The following is a 19,111-nucleotide window of genomic DNA, read 5'->3' on the forward strand; positions in this document are numbered from 1 at the left end:
CGAAATGAAATTAAAAAAATCATGAATTCGCCGATTAAGTTTTCAGTTAATTATGATATGTCTTATTAAGATGACAGAAAATAAATAGCAGCACAATAAGCGTAATTTATGATTTTTTTGAAATGAAAAAGGCCGCAAATGCGGCCTTTTTATCATATGAAACCGGTATCAGTGAGGTTCTACCGAATGACTGTGCTCAACGTCTTCATTCTTACGGCTGAAGCGGCGGCGAACCACCACGAAGAACACCGGTACGAAGAAGATCGCAAGAACGGTCGCGGTGACCATCCCACCCATTACGCCGGTCCCTACTGCGTTCTGCGCGCCGGAGCCCGCACCGGAGCTGATAACCAGCGGCATTACGCCGAGGATAAATGCCAGAGACGTCATCAGGATTGGACGCAGACGCATACGAACGGCTTCGAGCGTCGCCTCAATCAGACCTTTGCCTTCTTTCTCCATCAGATCTTTGGCGAATTCCACGATAAGTATCGCGTTCTTCGCCGACAAGCCAATGGTTGTCAGCAGGCCCACCTGGAAGTAAACGTCGTTGGTTAATCCACGGAACGTTGCGGCAAGCAGCGCGCCGATAACCCCCAGTGGAACAACCAGCATAACGGAGAACGGAATCGACCAGCTCTCATACAGTGCCGCCAGACACAGGAAGACCACGATCAGTGAAATGGCGTACAGGGCAGGGGCCTGGTTCCCGGACAGACGTTCCTGATAGGACATACCGGTCCAGTCATAGCCGATACCTGCAGGCAGTTTACTGGCGAGTTCTTCCATCAGGTTCATCGCTTCACCGGTGCTTCGACCCGGCGCAGCCTGACCCAGGATTTCCATCGATGGCAAGCCGTTATAGCGTTCCAGACGCGGTGAACCGTATTCCCAACGCGAGGTTGAGAAGGCGGAGAACGGTACCATCTGCCCATCGCTGCCGCGAACGTACCAGTTGTTGATGTCGTTCGGCAACATACGGTACTGCGCTTCGGACATCACGTACACCTTCTTCACACGACCGCGGTCGATGAAGTCGTTGACGTAGCTACCGCCCCAGGCCGCGCCCAGTGTGGTATTGATGTCGCTGATGGACACACCCAGCGCCTGGGCTTTTTCCTGGTCGATGTCGATTTTATACTGCGGCGTATCTTCCAGACCGTTTGGACGCACGCCGACCAGCAGGTCAGGGTGTTTAGCCACTTCACCAAACAGCTGGTTACGCGCCTGAGTCAGTTTCTCGTGACCCAAACCACCCTGGTCAATCAGCTGGAAGTCGAAACCGGTCGCCGTACCCAGTTCAACAATCGCTGGCAGGTTAAAGGCGAAGACCATCGCATCTTTAATCTGCGAGAAGGTGCCCATGGCGCGGCCGGTGATCGCTTCAACTTTGTTCTCTTCGCCCGGACGTTCAGACCAGTCTTTCAGAGAAACGAAGGCGATACCGGTGTTCTGACCACGACCCGCAAAGCCAAAGCCGTTAACCGCAAACACGGATTCAACGTTGTCTTTCTCTTTGGTGAGGTAGTAGTCCGTCACTTCGTCCAGCACTTTCTGGGTACGCTCTTGCGATGCACCCGCCGGGAGCTGTGCCATCGTCAGGAACACGCCCTGGTCTTCATCCGGCAGGAACGAGCTTGGCAGACGAACGAACAGGAAAGCCATGCCCACCACGATGATGATATAGAGCAGCAGATAACGACCGGTGCTGCGCAGGATGTTGCCCACGCTGTCGGTGTAATGGTGCGTGCTCTTATCAAACATGCGGTTAAACCAGCCGAAGAACCCTTTGTGCTCGCCGTGACCGCCTTTCTGAATCGGCTTCAGCATGGTGGCACACAGGGCAGGCGTCAGGATCAACGCCACCAGCACGGACAGCGCCATCGCGGAAACGATGGTAATAGAGAACTGACGGTAAATCGCACCGGTTGAACCCCCGAAGAAGGCCATCGGAATAAATACCGCAGACAGCACCATCGCGATACCGACCAGCGCACCCTGGATCTGACCCATCGATTTACGGGTTGCTTCCTTAGGCGGCAGGCCTTCCTCCGCCATGACGCGCTCGACGTTCTCTACCACAACGATGGCGTCATCCACCAGCAGGCCGATGGCGAGCACCATCCCGAACATTGTCAGGGTGTTTATCGAGTAGCCAAATATCGACAGGATTGCGAAGGTCCCGAGCAGTACGACCGGAACGGCGATGGTTGGGATCAACGTCGCACGGAAGTTTTGCAGGAACAGGTACATGACCAGGAAGACGAGGATGATCGCCTCAACCAGGGTTTTTACCACTTCGTGAATCGAGATTTTAACGAACGGCGTGGTGTCATACGGATATACGATTTTCAGACCTGACGGGAAGAAAGGTTCCATCTTCTTCAGCTCTGCACGGATAGCCGTGGCGGTGTCCAGGGCGTTAGCGCCTGTCGCCAGTTTGATACCCAGACCGGAAGCCGGTTTGCCGTTGAACTTCGCGATGATGTCGTAGTTCTCACCGCCCAGCTCAACTTTCGCCACGTCGCGCAGGCGAACCTGAGAACCGTCCTGATTCACTTTCAGCAGAATTTTGCTGAACTCATCGGCGGACGTCAGACGCGTCTGTGCGATGATCGAGGCGTTAAGCTGCTGGCCTTTCACCGGCGGCGTACCGCCTAGCTGACCGGCTGCCACCTGGGCGTTCTGTGCTTTGATCGCGCTGATTACGTCAACCGGCGTCAGCTGGAAGTTGTTCAGCTTGTTCGGATCCATCCAGATACGCATCGCGTACTGGGAACCGAACAGCTGCACGTCACCCACACCGGAAGTACGGCTGATGGCGTCCTTCATGTTGGCGCCCACGTAGTCGGAAATATCCTCCTGCGTCATGGTGCCGTTGGTGTTGATAACGCCGACAACCATCAGGAAGCTACTGGACGATTTCTCGACGCTCACGCCCTGCTGTTGTACTTCCTGCGGCAGCAGCGGCATCGCCAGCTGCAGTTTGTTCTGCACCTGAACCTGCGCGATGTCAGCATCGGTACCTGACTGGAAGGTCAGGGTGATCTGAACTGTACCGGTGGAGTCACTGTTTGAGGACATGTACATCAGGTTATCGATACCGTTCATGTTCTGTTCGATAACCTGAGTCACGGTGTCCTGCACCGTTTTTGCATCAGCCCCTGGGTAGGTTGCGGAGATCGTCACCGCCGGTGGCGCAATCGTTGGATATTGCGCGACGGGCAGCTTCAGGATCGCAAGTCCCCCAGCTAGCATGATGATTATGGCGATCACCCACGCAAATATGGGGCGATCGATAAAGAAATTAGGCATGTCTTAACGGCTCCTGTTTAAGTTAAGACTTGGTTTGTTCTGACTGACCAGCGGCTGAAGCTTGTTGTTTATCGTCAGACTTCACTTCCTGTGCTTTAACCTGCGCGCCAGGACGAACTTTTTGCAAACCAGTGATAATCACGCGATCGCCATCTTTCAGACCTTCCGTCACCAGCCATTTATCGCCAATCGCCTGCGTAGCAGTGATATTGCGGGTTTCGACTTTGTCATCCGCCCCGACAACCAGTGCGCTCGCATCGCCGCGTGGCGTACGGGTCACACCCTGCTGTGGAACCAGAAGTGCGGTTGGATTCGTCCCTTCTTCCAGACGCGCGCGAACGAACATACCAGGCAACAGCGTGTTGTCCGGGTTCGGGAAAATCGCACGTAAGGTGATGGAACCGGTGGTCTGGTCGACCGTCACATCAGAGAATTCCAGTGTGCCTGACTGTGGGTATTTGATACCGTCATTGGTCACAAGCTCCACTTTGGCTTTGCCGTTTTCCTGTTGCAGCTTGCCGCTTGCGAGCTCTTGCTTCAGACGCAGGAAATCATTGCTGGACTGCGTAACGTCAACGTAGATCGGATCAAGCTGCTGCACGGTAGCCATCGCCGTGGCCTGACCGTTCTGCACCAGCGCCCCTTCCGTCACGGAAGATTTACCAATACGACCGCTGATAGGGGAGGTCACTTTGGTGTAGGCCAGGTTAATACGCGCGGTTTCGACGGCGGCTTTCGCGGCAACGACGGCAGCGTTTGTCTGCTGTGCATCCGCCAGCGCAGTATCGTAATCCTGTTGACTGATGTACTGCGTACCGAGCAGTTTTTTATAGCGGCTCAGCGTGAGCTGGGAGATTTTGGCTGCAGCTTCAGCTTTCGCCAGATCGCCTTTCGCACTTTCATAAGACGCCTGATAGGTTGCTGGATCAATCTGATACAGAGACTCACCGGCTTTCACATCACCGCCTTCCGTGAAGTTACGTTTCAGGATAATACCGCTCACCTGAGGACGCACTTCCGCAATGCGGTAAGCACTCGTACGGCCTGGTAATTCTGTGGTGATTTGTAGAGGTTCAGATTTGAGCGTCACAACGCCTACTTCTGGCGCCTGCTGAGCTCCTTGTTGAGCCGGTTTGTCGTCACATCCTGTTAGCGCTAAGCTGCCTGAGAGCATCAGAACGACCGCCAGAGGCGTTAACCCTCTGTTTTTGTTCATATGTAAACCTCGAGTGTCCGATTTCAAATTGATCAAGGGTCCTGAGTCTAAAAACCCATTGCTGCGTTTATATTATCGTCATGCTATGGTACATACATTCACAAATGTATGTAAATCTGACTCCTGTAAATTCACTGACATATGGCACGAAAAACCAAACAACAAGCGCTGGAAACCCGACAACACATTCTGGATGTGGCGATTCGTTTGTTCTCTCAGCAGGGTGTGTCATCAACCTCGCTGGCGCAGATTGCTCAGGCCGCGGGCGTCACGCGGGGAGCGATTTACTGGCATTTCAAAGACAAGTCAGATCTGTTTGGTGAAATCTGGGAGCTTTCAGAATCCAACATTAGCGATCTAGAGACTGAGTATCGGGCAAAATTCCCCGACGATCCACTCTCAGTATTAAGAGAAATTCTAGTATATATCCTTGAAGCAACGGTAGTTGAAGAACGTCGCAGGCTAATGATGGAAATTATTTTTCATAAATGCGAGTTCGTGGGCGAAATGGCGGTCGTCCAGCAGGCGCAGCGTAGCCTGTGTCTGGAGAGCTATGACCGTATCGAACAGACGCTAACGCAATGTATTCAGGCAAAAACGTTACCGGCCAACCTGCTGACGCGACGCGCCGCCATCCTGTTACGTAGCTATGTCTCCGGGCTGATGGAGAACTGGCTATTTGCGCCACAATCTTTTGATCTTAAAAACGAAGCGCGTAGCTACGTCGCCATTTTGCTGGAGATGTTGCAATTTTGCCCGACGCTGCGTGACGAAACCCACTCCGTTCCTGCCTGACCGTCGCCAGGATTTATCCTGGAGGTTCATGTTCTTGCTATTCTGCTTTCAGCGGGCGTGATATTCTTCACGCCGGACTATTTTCGGTCATTTCTCACATCATACTCACGACTATGCTGCACACCAAACGCTCGCAACATCCTGTTCTTGCATTATTTTTTGCTATGCTGTTTTTCCTGGCTTCCGCGCCGCTTTCGTATGCTCGCGCAGATAACGCCAGCGATATCCCTTCGCGTGCCGATGTTCAGGCGCAGCTTGATACGCTGAATAAACAAAAAGAGCTGTCGCCTCAGGAGAAACTCGTCCAACAGGATCTGACGGAAACGCTGGAAACGCTGGATAAAATTGAACGCGTAAAAGCAGAAACGGCTCAGCTTCGCCAGAAGGTCGCGCAGGCCCCGGACAACATGCGCAAGGCGACAGAGGCGCTGAGCGCGCTGAGCGACGTCGATAACGATGACGAAACCCGCAAAACGCTTGCGACGCTCTCGCTGCGTCAGCTGGAGTCGCGTGTGGCGCAGTTGCTGGACGATCTCCAGACCGCGCAGTCCGATCTCGCCACCTATAACAGCCAGCTTGTCTCGCTGCAAACGCAGCCTGAGCGCGTGCAAAACGCGATGTACACCGCGTCTCAGCAGCTTCAGCAGATCCGCAACCGCCTGAATGGGACAGCTGTGGGAGATGGCGCGTTACGCGCTACGCAGCAAACGTTGTTGTTGATTCAGCAGACGTTGCTTAATGCGGAAATTGAACAGCAGCGCAAGAGCCTTGAAGGCAATACGGTGCTGCAGGATACGCTGCAAAAACAGCGTGATTACGTCACCGCCAACATTAATCGTCTTGAACACCAGCTCCAGCTGTTGCAGGAGGCGGTAAACAGCAAACGCCTGACGCTGACGGAAAAAACCGCTCAGGAAGCCGTATCGCCAGACGAAACCGCCCGCATTCAGGCCAACCCGCTGGTGAAGCAGGAGCTTGAGCTCAACCATCAGTTAAGTGAGCGTCTGATTCAGGCCACCGAAAGCGGTAACTCGCTGGTGCAGCAGAATATTAAAGTCAAAAACTGGCTGGATCGCGCGCTGCAGGCGGAACGTAACATTAAAGAGCAGATTGCGGTTCTGAAAGGGAGCCTTCTGCTGTCGCGAATTTTGTACCAGCAGCAGCAGACGCTGCCGTCCGCCGACGAGCTGGAGGACATGACCAACCGCATCGCGGATTTACGTCTGGAACAGTTTGACGTCAACCAGCAGCGCGATGCGCTTTTCCAGAGCGATAACTTTGTCGCGAAAGTGGAAGAGGGCCATTCCAGCGAGGTGAACCCGGAGGTTCACGACGCGCTGCTGCAGGTCGTCGATATGCGTCGCGAGCTGCTCGACCAGCTCAACAAACAGCTGGGCAATCAGCTGATGATGGCCATTAACCTGCAGATCAACCAGCAGCAGCTGGTGAGCGTCTCGAAAAGCCTGCAGGAGATTTTGACCCAGCAGATTTTCTGGGTGAACAGCAACAAGCCGATGGACTGGGACTGGGTCAAATCCTTCCCTGAGACGCTGAAGTCGCAAATCAAGAGCATGAAAATCACCGTCAACTGGGAAAAAGCCTGGCCTGCGGTGATGATTGCCTTCCTCGCGGGCCTGCCGCTGTTGCTGATTGCGGGTCTGATCCGCTGGCGTTTGAAATGGCTGAAACAGTATCAGGCCAGGCTGGCGTCGGAAGTGGGACAACTGCGTAACGACAGCCAGCTGCACACCCCGAAAGCGATCCTGATTGATCTGATCCGCGCGCTGCCGGTCTGCCTGCTGATTCTGGCCGCCGGGCTGATTCTGCTCACGATGCAGCTCAACATCAGCGACCTGCTCTGGGCGTTCAGCAAAAAGCTGGCGCTGTTCTGGCTGGTGTTTGGTCTCTGCTGGAAAGTGCTGGAAAAAGACGGAGTGGCGGTGCGTCACTTCAACATGCCGGAACAACTTACCAGCCACTGGCGTCGCCAGATTGTGCGCATCAGCCTCGCGCTGCTGCCGCTGCACTTCTGGTCTGTCGTGTCTGAACTCTCACCGCTGCATTTGATGGACGACGTGCTGGGGCAGCTGGTTATTCTGCTGAACCTGCTGCTGATTGCCGTTCTGATGTGGCCGATGTGCCGCGACAGCTGGCGTGATAAAGAGTCCCACAACCTTCGTCTGGCGACCGTAACGGTGCTGGCGATCATTCCGCTGGCGCTGATGGTACTGACGGCAACGGGCTACTTCTATACCACGCTGCGCCTGTCAGGCCGCTGGATCGAAACGGTTTATCTGGTGATTGTCTGGAATCTGCTATTCCAGACCGTGCTGCGCGGGTTGAGCGTGGCGGCGCGGCGTATCGCCTATCGCCGTGCGATCGCGCGTCGTCAGCATCAGGTGAAAGAGGGGGCAGAAGGCGCGGAGCCGCAGGAAGAGCCGACCATTGCGCTGGAGCAGGTCAACCAGCAAACCATGCGTATCACGATGCTGGTGATGGTGGCGCTGTTTGGGGTGATGTTCTGGGCCATCTGGTCTGATTTAATCACCGTCTTTGCGTACCTCGACAGCGTCAAGCTCTGGCAGTACAGCGGCACCGAGGCGGGTGTGACGGTGATGAAAAGCGTGACCATGGGCAGCCTGCTCTTTGCGCTGGTGTCGCTGGTGGTCGCCTGGGCGCTGATCCGCAACCTGCCGGGGCTGCTGGAAGTGCTGGTGCTGTCCCGCCTGAACCTGCGTCAGGGGGCGTCTTACGCCATCACCACTATCCTGAACTACGTGATCATTATCGCGGGTGCGATGACGGTCTTTGGTTCGCTGGGTGTTTCATGGGACAAACTGCAGTGGCTGGCGGCAGCGCTCTCGGTCGGTCTTGGTTTCGGCCTGCAGGAGATCTTCGGGAACTTCGTATCCGGCCTGATCATCCTGTTCGAACGTCCGGTGCGTATCGGCGATACCGTCACCATCGGCACCTTCTCCGGCACCGTCAGCAAGATCCGTATTCGTGCGACCACCATTACCGACTTTGACCGTAAAGAGGTGATCATCCCGAACAAAGCATTCGTGACCGAGCGCCTGATCAACTGGTCGCTCTCCGATACGACCACCCGCGTGGTGATCCGCCTCGGCGTGGCCTACGGTTCCGATCTGGACAAGGTGAAAGAGGTGCTGCTGAAGGCGGCGTCTGAACATCCGAAAGTCATGCACGATCCGGCTCCTGCGGTGTTCTTCACCACCTTCGGCCAGAGCACGCTGGACCACGAGCTGCGCCTGTACGTGCGTGAGCTGCGCGATCGCAGCTACACTGTCGACGAACTGAACCGCGCGATCGACCGCCTGTGCCGTGAAAATGACATTAACATCGCCTTCAACCAGCTTGAGGTTCACCTGCGTAACGAAAAAGGTGAAGAGCATACGGAAGTGAAGCGCGAGATTAAGGGTGACGATCCGACTCCGGCATAATCTATTTTCCCTCTGCTCTCAGGGGCGAGGGAACGATTTTCTCCCTCTCCCTCAGGGAGAGGGCTGGGGTGAGGGTAATTTCCCCTCAAAATCCCGTCGCACAATCTCCAGCGCCTTCAGCACCGTCTCCGCCGGGATCTCATGATTCTCCAGCAGCATAATCAAATCGACGGCCAGCTTGACCTCGTCGGGTGCATTTTCCAGTGACATCTTTGTGGCTCCTGTTAACGGGTCAAACGTTCAATGACGCGCTCGATCTCATCCCGCGCCTGTCGGCAGCGGGCAATACGGCCTTCGAGGGCGCTTATCTCGCGCATCAATAGCTGCTGCTCTTCCAGCGTTTCGCTGTTGTTCAGTCGGGCTTCGCGCTCGCGCTTCATCTCAAACAGGCGGCGTTCAAACTCCTGGTTCTCCAGCCGCTTGCGCTGCCATTTGCCGAGCCCCGGCGAGGCGCTGTCCCAGGCGCGCAGCGGCCAGGCGGCGATTTCGCGATGTAAAGCAGTAATCTGCTCGGCGAGATGCTCCGCCAGCCAGGCCACCTGTTCCTGCTGTGCGTTCTCCACCGCATGGCGTAACTCATCAAGATTCGTTTGCGTCTCCGCCAGATAATCCTGAATTAACGTGCTGCGGGTACGAAAAAGCTGTCGGTCAAAGCGCGGCTTCAGCGTGGCGTGTCCCATCAGCGGCGTGGCCTGCGCGCGCAAGGCGAACAGTTGATTTTGTAGCGTCTCAAGAAGCAAGGCTGTTTTCAAAACGCTCTCCAGTGGTAAAGTAGCCGTTCAGTTTGATAACGATTCGCATTATGCAGCGTACTATTTTAATCATCATTGGCTGGCTCGCGGTAGTGCTGGGCACGCTGGGCGTTGTTTTACCCCTGTTACCGACCACGCCGTTTATCCTGCTGGCGGCCTGGTGCTTCGCCCGTTCATCGCCGCGCTTTCACCACTGGCTGCTCTACCGCTCATGGTTTGGCGGCTACCTGCGGTACTGGCAAAAACACCGGGCCATGCCGCCCGGCGCGAAGCCGCGCGCGATCGCGGTGATCCTCATCACCTTCGCCATTTCATTATGGCTGGTGAAAATGATGTGGGTACGCATTCTGCTGCTGGCGATCCTGACCTGTCTGCTTATCTTTATGTGGCGGATCCCCGTGGTTGATGAAAAGCAACAAAAGCACTGAAGCCTCATCATGGCTGTTGCAATTATTGCGTACAGCCAGTAAATTCGACCGTTTTCGAGCACAGGTGCGCCTGGTTAAAGGTTAAGCAATTGTTACCTTTACCGACTCGTTGCGCGCCGTGAGTAACACTGTTTCACTTAGGCACAAACCGATGACCGCAACTGCACAGCAGCTTGAATTTCTGAAAAACAGCATCAAAAGCATCCAGGACTATCCAAAGCCTGGCATTCTTTTCCGTGATGTCACCAGCTTGCTGGAAGACCCGAAAGCGTACGCGCTCAGCATTGAACTGCTGGTGGAGCGTTATAAAAACGCCGGGATCACCAAAGTAGTAGGTACCGAAGCCCGTGGCTTCCTGTTTGGCGCACCGGTTGCGCTGGCAATGGGCGTGGGTTTTGTGCCGGTGCGTAAGCCGCGCAAGCTGCCGCGTGAAACCATTGCTGAGAGCTACGAGCTGGAGTACGGCACCGATCAGCTGGAAATCCACGTGGATGCCATCAAGCCAGGCGACAAAGTGCTGGTGGTGGACGATCTGCTGGCAACCGGCGGCACCATCGAAGCGACCGTGAAGCTGATCCGCCGTCTGGGTGGAGAAGTGACCGACGCGGCATTCATCATCAACCTGTTCGATCTGGGCGGCGAACAGCGCCTCGAAAAACAGGGTATTACCAGCTACAGCCTGGTGCCATTCCCGGGTCATTAATCCCGTTCCTCACAACCTCGCTCAATGAGTGAGGTTGTGATAGCATTCCCCTCCATAAATTCACCTTCCAGCGTTGCAGAGCCTGCCCATGAGTTATCAGGTGTTAGCCCGTAAATGGCGACCACAAACCTTTGCTGACGTTGTCGGTCAGGAACATGTGCTGACGGCCCTGGCGAACGGCTTGTCGCTAGGTCGTATCCATCACGCCTATCTTTTTTCCGGCACCCGCGGCGTCGGTAAGACCTCTATTGCCCGTCTGCTGGCGAAAGGCCTCAACTGCGAAACCGGGATTACCGCCACGCCGTGCGGCGTGTGCGATAACTGCAGGGAAATCGAGCAGGGGCGTTTTGTCGATCTGATTGAGATCGACGCCGCCTCGCGCACCAAAGTGGAAGACACTCGCGATCTGCTCGATAACGTGCAGTACGCCCCGGCGCGCGGCCGCTTCAAGGTCTACCTGATCGATGAAGTGCACATGTTGTCGCGTCACAGCTTCAACGCCCTGCTGAAAACGCTGGAAGAGCCGCCTGCACACGTGAAGTTCCTGCTGGCGACCACCGATCCGCAAAAGTTGCCGGTTACCATTCTGTCGCGCTGCCTGCAGTTCCACCTGAAGGCGCTGGACGTTGAGCAGATCCGCGCGCAGCTTGAACACATTCTCGATGAAGAGAAAATTGTCCACGAACCGCGCGCCCTGCAACTGCTGGCTCGCGCGGCGGACGGTAGCCTGCGTGATGCGTTAAGCCTGACCGATCAGGCGATTGCCAGCGGTGACGGCAAGCTCTCGACCGACGCGGTCAGCACCATGCTCGGTACGCTGGATGACGATCAGGCGCTCTCGCTTATCGAAGCGATGATTGCCGCCAACGGCGAACGCGTGATGTCGCTGGTAAACGCGGCTGCTGGCCGAGGCGTGGAGTGGGAAGGTCTGCTGGTTGAAATGCTCAGCCTGCTGCACCGCGTGGCGATGCTGCAGCTTTCTCCATCGGCAATCGGCGCGGATATGGCCGCCATTGAGCAGCGGATGCGTGAACTTGCCCGCACCGTGCCGCCTGCCGACGTACAGCTTTACTACCAGACGCTGCTGATTGGACGCAAAGAGCTGCCGTTCGCGCCGGACCGCCGGATGGGCGTTGAAATGACGCTGCTGCGCGCGCTGGCGTTCCACCCGCGCATGCCGCTGCCCGAGCCGGAAGTGCCGCGACAGTCCTTCGCGCCGGTCGCCCCGACCGCGGTGATGTCGCCGCAGCAGGTGCCGCCGCAGCCGACACCGCCGCCGCAAAACGTGCCGCTGTCGGATGCCACCAGTTCGGTACTTGCCGCACGCAGCCAGTTGCAGCGTGCGCAGGGAGTAACCAAACCAAAAAAGAGTGAACCGGCAGCGCCAGCAAGAGCGCGGCCGGTGAACAACGCCGCGCTTGAACGACTGGCCTCGGTAACGGAGCGCGTTCAGTCGCGTCCGGCACCGTCCGCGCTCGAGCAGAAAGCCCCGGCGAAAGAAGAGGCTTACCGCTGGAAGGCGACCACCATCACCGAAACGGTGAAGGAAGAGATCGCCACGCCAAAAGCGCTGAAGAAAGCGCTGGAGCATGAGAAAACCCCGGAGCTAGCCGCGAAGCTCGCCGAAGAGTCAATCGAGCGGGACGCCTGGGCCGCTGAGGTCAGCAAACTGCAGCTGCCGAAGCTGGTAGAGCAGGTCGCGCTCAACGCCTGGAAAGAGCAAGAGGGCAACCAGGTGCGTCTGCATCTGCGTCCGGGCCAGCGACATCTGAATTCCCCTGGTGCGCAAAAGGCGCTGGCGGAAGCGCTCACCGCATTGCAGGGTGCACCGGTTGAATTGACTATCATTGAAGATGATAATCCCGCAGTGCGAACGCCGCTGGAGTGGCGCCAGGCCATTTATGAAGAGAAGCTCGCGCAGGCGCGCGAGTCAATTATCGCGGATAACAACATTCAGACCCTGCGCCGGTTCTTCGACGCCGATCTGGATGAAGAGAGTATTCGCCCCATTTGATCGTGAGTCTGACTTACGGTTGTAATCCTTAAACGTGAAAGAGAGAGAAGCCTATGTTCGGTGGAAAAGGCGGTCTGGGTGGCCTGATGAAGCAGGCTCAGCAGATGCAGGAAAAAATGCAGAAGATGCAGGAAGAGATCGCTCAGCTGGAAGTCACGGGTGAATCCGGTGCCGGTCTGGTAAAAGTGACCATCAACGGTGCGCACAACTGCCGCCGCGTGGAAATCGACCCAAGCCTGCTCGAAGACGACAAAGATATGCTGGAAGATCTGGTTGCCGCCGCGTTTAACGATGCCGCGCGCCGTATCGACGAAACCCAGAAAGAGAAAATGGCCTCTGTTTCCAGCGGTATGCAACTGCCGCCGGGCTTCAAGATGCCATTCTGATGCAAACCAGTCCGCTGCTCACGCAGTTAATGGAAGCACTGCGCTGCCTGCCGGGCGTTGGCCCGAAGTCGGCGCAGCGCATGGCGTTCACGCTTTTGCAGCGCGACCGCAGCGGCGGGATGCGCCTGGCGCAGGCTCTGACCCGCGCCATGTCAGAAATTGGTCATTGTGCGGATTGCCGCACCTTTACCGAGCAGGACGTGTGTAACATCTGTACGAACCCGCGTCGTCAGGAAAACGGTCAGATTTGCGTGGTGGAGAGTCCGGCGGACATCTACGCCATCGAACAAACCGGGCAGTTTTCTGGTCGCTACTTCGTGCTGATGGGGCATCTCTCCCCGCTGGACGGTATTGGCCCGGATGATATCGGTCTCGACCGCCTTGAACAGCGTCTTGAGTCCGAAACCATCAAAGAGGTGATCCTCGCCACCAACCCGACGGTGGAAGGGGAGGCAACCGCTAACTACATCGCCGAACTGTGCTCGCAGTACGGCGTTGACGCCAGCCGCATCGCCCACGGCGTGCCGGTGGGCGGCGAGCTGGAAATGGTCGACGGCACCACGCTGTCGCACTCTCTGGCCGGGCGTCACAAGATTATTTTCTGACCAAACGGAGGCTGCGCGCGTGGCCTCCGCTTGAAATTTTCCTCCCTTATCCCCATCTCTCACTCAACGTTTTACAACCCCATTAAATGGCATTGTTGAGGTCGACTTAGATGAAAGGACAAGAAACCCGTGGTTTCCAGTCAGAAGTAAAACAGCTTCTGCACCTGATGATCCATTCCCTGTATTCCAACAAAGAAATCTTCCTGCGTGAGCTGATTTCCAACGCATCCGATGCGGCGGACAAGCTGCGCTTCCGCGCGCTGTCTAACCCGGACCTGTACGAAGGCGACGGCGAGCTGCGCGTGCGCGTCTCGTTCAATAAAGAGAACCGCACCCTGACCATTGCCGATAACGGCATCGGGATGAACCGCGACGAGGTGATCGACCACCTCGGCACCATCGCCAAATCCGGCACCAAAGCGTTCCTCGAGTCCATGGGCTCTGACCAGGCGAAAGACAGCCAGCTGATCGGCCAGTTCGGCGTGGGCTTCTACTCGGCGTTTATCGTTGCCGACAAAGTCACCGTGCGCACCCGCGCGGCAGGCGAAAGCGCAGAAAATGGTGTGTTCTGGGAATCCAAAGGGGAAGGCGAATACACCGTTGATGACATCACCAAAGCGGATCGCGGCACCGAAATCACCCTCCACCTGCGTGAAGGCGAAGACGATTTCCTGAACGACTGGCGCGTGCGCTCCATCATCAGCAAATATTCCGACCACATCGCGCTGCCGGTTGAGATTGAGAAACAGGAAGAGCAGGACGGTGAAACCGTTGTCTCCTGGGAGAAGATCAACAAGGCGCAGGCGCTGTGGACGCGCAACAAGTCTGAAATTAAAGACGACGAGTACAACGAGTTCTACAAGCACATTGCCCACGACTTTACCGATCCGCTGACCTGGAGCCACAACCGCGTGGAAGGTAAGCAGGAGTACACCAGCCTGCTGTACATTCCGGCGCAGGCGCCGTGGGACATGTGGAACCGCGATCACAAGCACGGCCTGAAGCTCTACGTGCAGCGCGTGTTCATCATGGACGACGCCGAGCAGTTCATGCCGAACTACCTGCGCTTTACGCGTGGCCTGATCGACTCTAACGATCTGCCGCTGAACGTCTCCCGTGAAATTCTGCAGGACAGCACTGTAACCCGCAACCTTCGCAACGCGCTGACCAAACGTACGCTGCAGATGCTGGAAAAACTGGCGAAAGACGATGCGGAAAAATATCAGACCTTCTGGAAACAGTTCGGTCTGGTGCTGAAAGAAGGCCCGGCGGAAGACACCGTGAACGTCGAAACGATCGCCAAACTGCTGCGCTTCGCCTCTACGCATACCGACTCCTCCGCACAGACCGTGTCGCTGGAAGAGTACGTCTCCCGCATGAAAGAAGGGCAGGAGAAGATCTACTACATCACCGCCGACAGCTACGCGGCGGCGAAGAGCAGCCCGCACCTGGAGCTGCTGCGCAAGAAAGGCATCGAAGTGCTGCTGCTTTCTGACCGCATCGACGAGTGGATGATGAACTACCTGACCGAGTTCGACGGTAAATCCTTCCAGTCCGTGGCCAAAGCCGACGAGTCCATCGACAAGCTGGCGGATGAAGTGGACGAAAGCGCGAAAGAAGCCGAGAAGGCGCTGGAGCCGTTCGTTGAGCGCGTGAAAACACTGCTGGGCGATCGCGTGAAAGAGGTGCGCTTCACGCACCGTCTGACCGATACTCCGGCGATTGTCACCACCGATGCCGACGAAATGGGCACCCAGATGGCGAAGCTGTTCGCTGCGGCGGGCCAGGCGATGCCGGAAGTGAAATATATCTTTGAGCTTAATCCGGATCACCCGCTGGTGAAACGAGCGGCAGACACCCAGGACGACGCCCGCTTTGCCGAGTGGGTTGAACTGCTGCTGGATCAGTCCCTGCTGGCCGAGCGCGGCACGCTGGAAGATCCTAACCTGTTCATTAAACGTGTGAATGCGCTGCTGCTGGCGTAACTGACCACGCCTCCCCTGGTCTTCTCCCTCTCCCTGTGGGAGAGGGCCGGGGTGAGGGCACCAGACCGCACGAAGCAAAATTATCTCCCCCCGTTAACCGTTTCAGCCTTCCCGCCTTCCTTGAGCCACGCCCGTTCTGGTGGTATTGTTTAGCGCTTTTGAAAAATTGAAACGACTTTTGAGGGGATTTTCGCAATGCGTATTATTCTGCTTGGCGCTCCGGGCGCGGGTAAAGGAACTCAGGCTCAGTTCATCATGGAGAAATACGGTATTCCGCAAATCTCCACCGGCGACATGCTGCGCGCCGCTGTTAAATCTGGCTCCGAGCTGGGTAAACAAGCGAAAGACATCATGGACGCAGGCAAGCTGGTGACCGACGAGCTGGTTATTGCTCTGGTCAAAGAGCGCATTGCTCAGGAAGACTGCCGTAACGGTTTCCTGCTGGACGGCTTCCCACGCACCATTCCTCAGGCTGACGCCATGAAAGAAGCGGGCATCAACGTGGACTACGTTCTGGAGTTCGACGTACCGGACGAGCTGATCGTTGACCGTATCGTTGGCCGTCGCGTACACGCTGCTTCTGGCCGCGTTTACCACATCAAATTCAACCCACCTAAGGTTGAAGGCAAAGACGACGTGACCGGCGAAGAGCTGACCACCCGTAAAGACGATCAGGAAGAGACCGTGCGTAAACGCCTGGTGGAATACCATCAGATGACTGCACCGCTGATCGGCTACTACACCAAAGAAGCGCAGGCGGGTAACACCCAATACGCCAAAGTCGACGGTACCAAAGCCGTGGCTGACGTACGTGCAGAGCTGGAAAAAATCCTCGGCTAATTGCACGTCTCTCACCCGGGTTCTCCGGGTGAGAAAAATTCTCATCTTACCTATTACAGCAATGGGTTTCGTTTAAACGCATTTCCGCTACAATTGACAACCTATCAAATGGTTAAGAGGCGTGAATGAGTCAGGCGAAAACCGGCATCCTGCTTGCCAATCTGGGCACCCCAGAAGCACCCACTCCAGCAGCGGTAAAACGCTATCTGCGACAGTTTTTAAGCGACACGCGCGTCGTGGATACCCCAAGATTGCTGTGGTGGCCCCTGCTGCGTGGCGTCATTCTGCCGATTCGTTCTCCGCGCGTGGCAAAGCTTTATCAGTCCGTGTGGATGGAAGAGGGCTCGCCGCTGATGGTGTACAGCCGCCGTCAGGAGAAAGCGCTGGCCGCCCGCCTGCCGGATATGCCCGTCGCGCTCGGCATGAGCTATGGAACACCTTCGCTGGAAAGCGCAGTGGAAAACCTGCTCGCGCAGGGCGTTGACCATATCGTCGTGCTGGCGCTCTATCCACAGTATTCGTGTTCGACGGTAGCTGCCGTCTGGGACGAGCTGGCACGCATTCTGAAGACGCGTCGCCGCATTCCTGCGGTGACCTTTATTCGCGACTACGCGGATAACGATCTGTACATCAAGGCGCTGGCCAGCAGCGCGCGCGCGTCGTTTGAAAAGCACGGCGAGCCGGATCTGCTGCTGCTTTCCTATCACGGCATTCCGCAGCGTTTCGCCAATGAAGGGGATGATTATCCTCAGCGCTGCCGCGATACCACCCGCGAGCTGGTCTCCGCCCTTGGCCTGCCGCCGGAGAAGGTGATGATGACCTTCCAGTCGCGCTTCGGCCGCGAGCCGTGGCTGACGCCGTACACCGATGAAACCCTCAAAATGCTGGGCGAGAAGGGCGTGAAGCACATTCAGGTGATGTCGCCGGGCTTCTCGGCCGACTGTCTGGAAACGCTGGAGGAGATTGCGGTGCAAAACCGGGAATTTTTCCTCGAAGCTGGCGGTGTGAAGTACGAGTACATTCCGGCACTTAACGACTCTCCTGAGCATATCGACATGATGGTCTCGCTGGTGACGAATAGCCGCTGATCGCGCTTGAGGCCGGGTTTGTGCTACCATTCCCGGCTTCTATTCCTTGCACAGTTCAGACCATGAAATTTCCCGGTAAACGTAAATCAAAACACTACTTCCCCGTTAACGCTCGCGATCCGCTCCTGCAGCAAATCCAGCCTGAAAATGAAACCAGCGCCGCATGGGTGGTGGGTATCGATCAGACGCTGGTGGATATTGAAGCCAAAGTGGATGATGCGTTTGTTGCGCGTTACGGTCTGAGCGCCGGGCATTCGCTGGTGATCGAGGACGATGTTGCCGAAGCGTTGTATCAGGAGCTGGTGCGTGAAAATCTGATCACCCATCAGTTTGCCGGTGGCACCATTGGCAACACCATGCACAACTACTCCGTGCTGGCAGACGACCGCTCGGTGCTGCTCGGCGTGATGTGTAGCAATATCGAAATCGGTGGCTATGCCTACCGCTACCTGTGCAACACCTCCAGCCGTACCGATCTGAACTACCTGCAGGGTGTTGACGGCCCGATTGGCCGCTGCTTTACCCTCATTGGTGAGTCCGGCGAGCGTACCTTTGCCATCAGCCCTGGTCACATGAACAAGCTGCGCGCAGAGAGTATTCCTGAAGAGGTCATTGCGGGGGCCTCTGCACTGGTGCTCACGTCGTATCTGGTGCGCTGCAAGCCGGGCGAGCCGATGCCGGACGCGACCATGAAGGCGATTGAGTACGCGAAGAAGTACGATGTCCCGGTCGTTCTGACGCTGGGGACCAAATTCGTTATCGCCGACAACCCGGAGTGGTGGCAGGCCTTCCTGAAGGAACACGTTTCGATTCTGGCGATGAACGAAGAAGAGGCCGAAGCGCTGACCGGCGAAAGCGATCCGCTGCTGGCGTCTGATAAAGCGCTGGACTGGGTAGATCTGGTGCTCTGCACCGCCGGACCTGTCGGGCTGTACATGGCGGGCTTCACGGAAGAAGAGAGCAAACGCAAAACCCAGCATCCGCTGCTGCCTGGCGCAATTGCCGAATTCAACCAGTTCGAATTCAGCCGCGGTATGCGCCATAAAGACTGCACCAACCCGCTGCGTATCTACTCCCACATCGCGCCGTACATGGGCGGGCCAGAGAAGATCATGAACACCAACGGCGCGGGCGATGGCGCGCTGGCCGCGCTGCTGCACGACATCACCGCTAACGCCTACCACAAAACCAACGTGCCGAATTCCAGCAAGCACAAGTTCAGCTGGCTGACCTATTCGTCGCTGGCGCAGGTGTGTAAATACGCGAACCGCGTGAGCTATCAGGTGCTGAATCAGCACTCCCCGCGCTTAACGCGTGGTCTGCCGGAACGGGAAGACAGCCTCGAAGAGGCGTATTGGGACAGGTAAAAGAAAACCCCTCACCCTAACCCTCTCCCCATGTACGGTCCGGGGACATAGTGAACACTTGTTCGGGGACATGGTAGACACTTACAACTAAGGCATAAGAACCCGTTTATGGAGTCGCTTATGCCCTGGGATGCGAGAGATACCATGTCATTACGT

At 56.5% G+C, this 19,111-nt stretch carries 14 protein-coding genes, 1 pseudogene and 1 other annotated feature; of the genes and pseudogenes, 11 read left to right on the forward strand and 4 right to left on the reverse strand.

Going from position 1 to position 19,111, the window contains the following annotated elements:
• Window positions 1-168 precede the first annotated feature (168 nt).
• Both acrB and acrA read right to left on the reverse strand, forming a co-directional pair.
• Window positions 169-3,315, reverse strand: a complete 3,147-nt coding sequence (acrB, locus tag AC2T6E_RS18720) for a multidrug efflux RND transporter permease subunit AcrB (RefSeq protein WP_089598001.1) — start codon at window positions 3,313-3,315, stop codon at window positions 169-171.
• A gap of 22 nt (window positions 3,316-3,337) precedes the next feature.
• Entirely contained in the window at window positions 3,338-4,531 is a 1,194-nt protein-coding gene (acrA, locus tag AC2T6E_RS18725) for a multidrug efflux RND transporter periplasmic adaptor subunit AcrA (RefSeq protein ID WP_120159040.1), read from the reverse strand.
• A 141-nt stretch (window positions 4,532-4,672) separates the two neighbouring features.
• Here acrA and acrR point away from each other — a divergent pair, with 141 nt between their 5' ends.
• Complete coding sequence (gene acrR / locus AC2T6E_RS18730; RefSeq protein WP_010428179.1) at window positions 4,673-5,326, forward strand: multidrug efflux transporter transcriptional repressor AcrR; 654 nt, start codon at window positions 4,673-4,675, stop codon at window positions 5,324-5,326.
• Window positions 5,327-5,439: 113 nt separating this feature from the next.
• Window positions 5,440-8,787 carry a mechanosensitive channel MscK gene (mscK, locus tag AC2T6E_RS18735; protein ID WP_486692836.1) on the forward strand — a complete coding sequence of 1,116 codons (3,348 nt, stop codon included), beginning with the start codon at window positions 5,440-5,442 and terminating at the stop codon, window positions 8,785-8,787.
• Window positions 8,788-8,828: 41 nt separating this feature from the next.
• Here the strand turns inward: mscK and rsmS are convergent.
• Window positions 8,829-8,997: pseudogene (gene rsmS / locus AC2T6E_RS18740) on the reverse strand (pleiotropic regulatory protein RsmS); the annotation flags it as partial.
• A gap of 14 nt (window positions 8,998-9,011) precedes the next feature.
• Window positions 9,012-9,539, reverse strand: a complete 528-nt coding sequence (gene priC, locus AC2T6E_RS18745; RefSeq protein WP_212474117.1) for a primosomal replication protein N'' — start codon at window positions 9,537-9,539, stop codon at window positions 9,012-9,014.
• A 50-nt stretch (window positions 9,540-9,589) separates the two neighbouring features.
• On the opposite strand from priC, the gene AC2T6E_RS18750 reads away from it, so the two are divergent.
• The 9 genes from AC2T6E_RS18750 (at window position 9,590) to AC2T6E_RS18790 (ending at window position 18,955) form a co-directional block, all read left to right on the forward strand.
• Complete coding sequence (locus AC2T6E_RS18750; protein ID WP_010428184.1) at window positions 9,590-9,967, forward strand: DUF454 family protein; 378 nt, start codon at window positions 9,590-9,592, stop codon at window positions 9,965-9,967.
• A gap of 151 nt (window positions 9,968-10,118) precedes the next feature.
• The gene (apt, locus tag AC2T6E_RS18755; RefSeq protein WP_010428187.1) at window positions 10,119-10,670 is read left to right on the forward strand and encodes an adenine phosphoribosyltransferase; all 552 of its coding nucleotides are present in this window, start codon (window positions 10,119-10,121) and stop codon (window positions 10,668-10,670) included.
• Between the two features lie 88 nt (window positions 10,671-10,758).
• The gene (gene dnaX / locus AC2T6E_RS18760) at window positions 10,759-12,684 is read left to right on the forward strand and encodes a DNA polymerase III subunit gamma/tau (RefSeq protein ID WP_212474118.1); all 1,926 of its coding nucleotides are present in this window, start codon (window positions 10,759-10,761) and stop codon (window positions 12,682-12,684) included.
• Window positions 12,014-12,078 (forward strand) — a sequence feature (DnaX frameshifting element). It overlaps the preceding gene by 65 nt.
• A 53-nt stretch (window positions 12,685-12,737) precedes the next feature.
• Entirely contained in the window at window positions 12,738-13,070 is a 333-nt protein-coding gene (locus AC2T6E_RS18765) for a YbaB/EbfC family nucleoid-associated protein (protein ID WP_010428194.1), read from the forward strand.
• Window positions 13,070-13,675 carry a recombination mediator RecR gene (gene recR, locus AC2T6E_RS18770; protein WP_008499298.1) on the forward strand — a complete coding sequence of 202 codons (606 nt, stop codon included), beginning with the start codon at window positions 13,070-13,072 and terminating at the stop codon, window positions 13,673-13,675. The genes AC2T6E_RS18765 and recR overlap by 1 nt, the downstream gene beginning before the upstream one ends.
• Before the next feature lie 110 nt (window positions 13,676-13,785).
• Window positions 13,786-15,660, forward strand: a complete 1,875-nt coding sequence (gene htpG, locus AC2T6E_RS18775; protein ID WP_486692841.1) for a molecular chaperone HtpG — start codon at window positions 13,786-13,788, stop codon at window positions 15,658-15,660.
• Window positions 15,661-15,855: 195 nt separating this feature from the next.
• Window positions 15,856-16,500, forward strand: coding sequence for an adenylate kinase (adk, locus tag AC2T6E_RS18780; RefSeq protein WP_010428200.1), 645 nt, complete (start codon window positions 15,856-15,858; stop codon window positions 16,498-16,500).
• A gap of 125 nt (window positions 16,501-16,625) precedes the next feature.
• Window positions 16,626-17,588 (forward strand): ferrochelatase, encoded by a 963-nt coding sequence (gene hemH, locus AC2T6E_RS18785; protein WP_010428201.1) that lies wholly within the window; start codon window positions 16,626-16,628, stop codon window positions 17,586-17,588.
• A 62-nt stretch (window positions 17,589-17,650) separates the two neighbouring features.
• Window positions 17,651-18,955, forward strand: coding sequence for an inosine/guanosine kinase (locus AC2T6E_RS18790; RefSeq protein WP_089598006.1), 1,305 nt, complete (start codon window positions 17,651-17,653; stop codon window positions 18,953-18,955).
• Window positions 18,956-19,111: the final 156 nt, after the last annotated feature.

Source organism: Enterobacter sp. B79-1, from assembly GCF_057444735.1.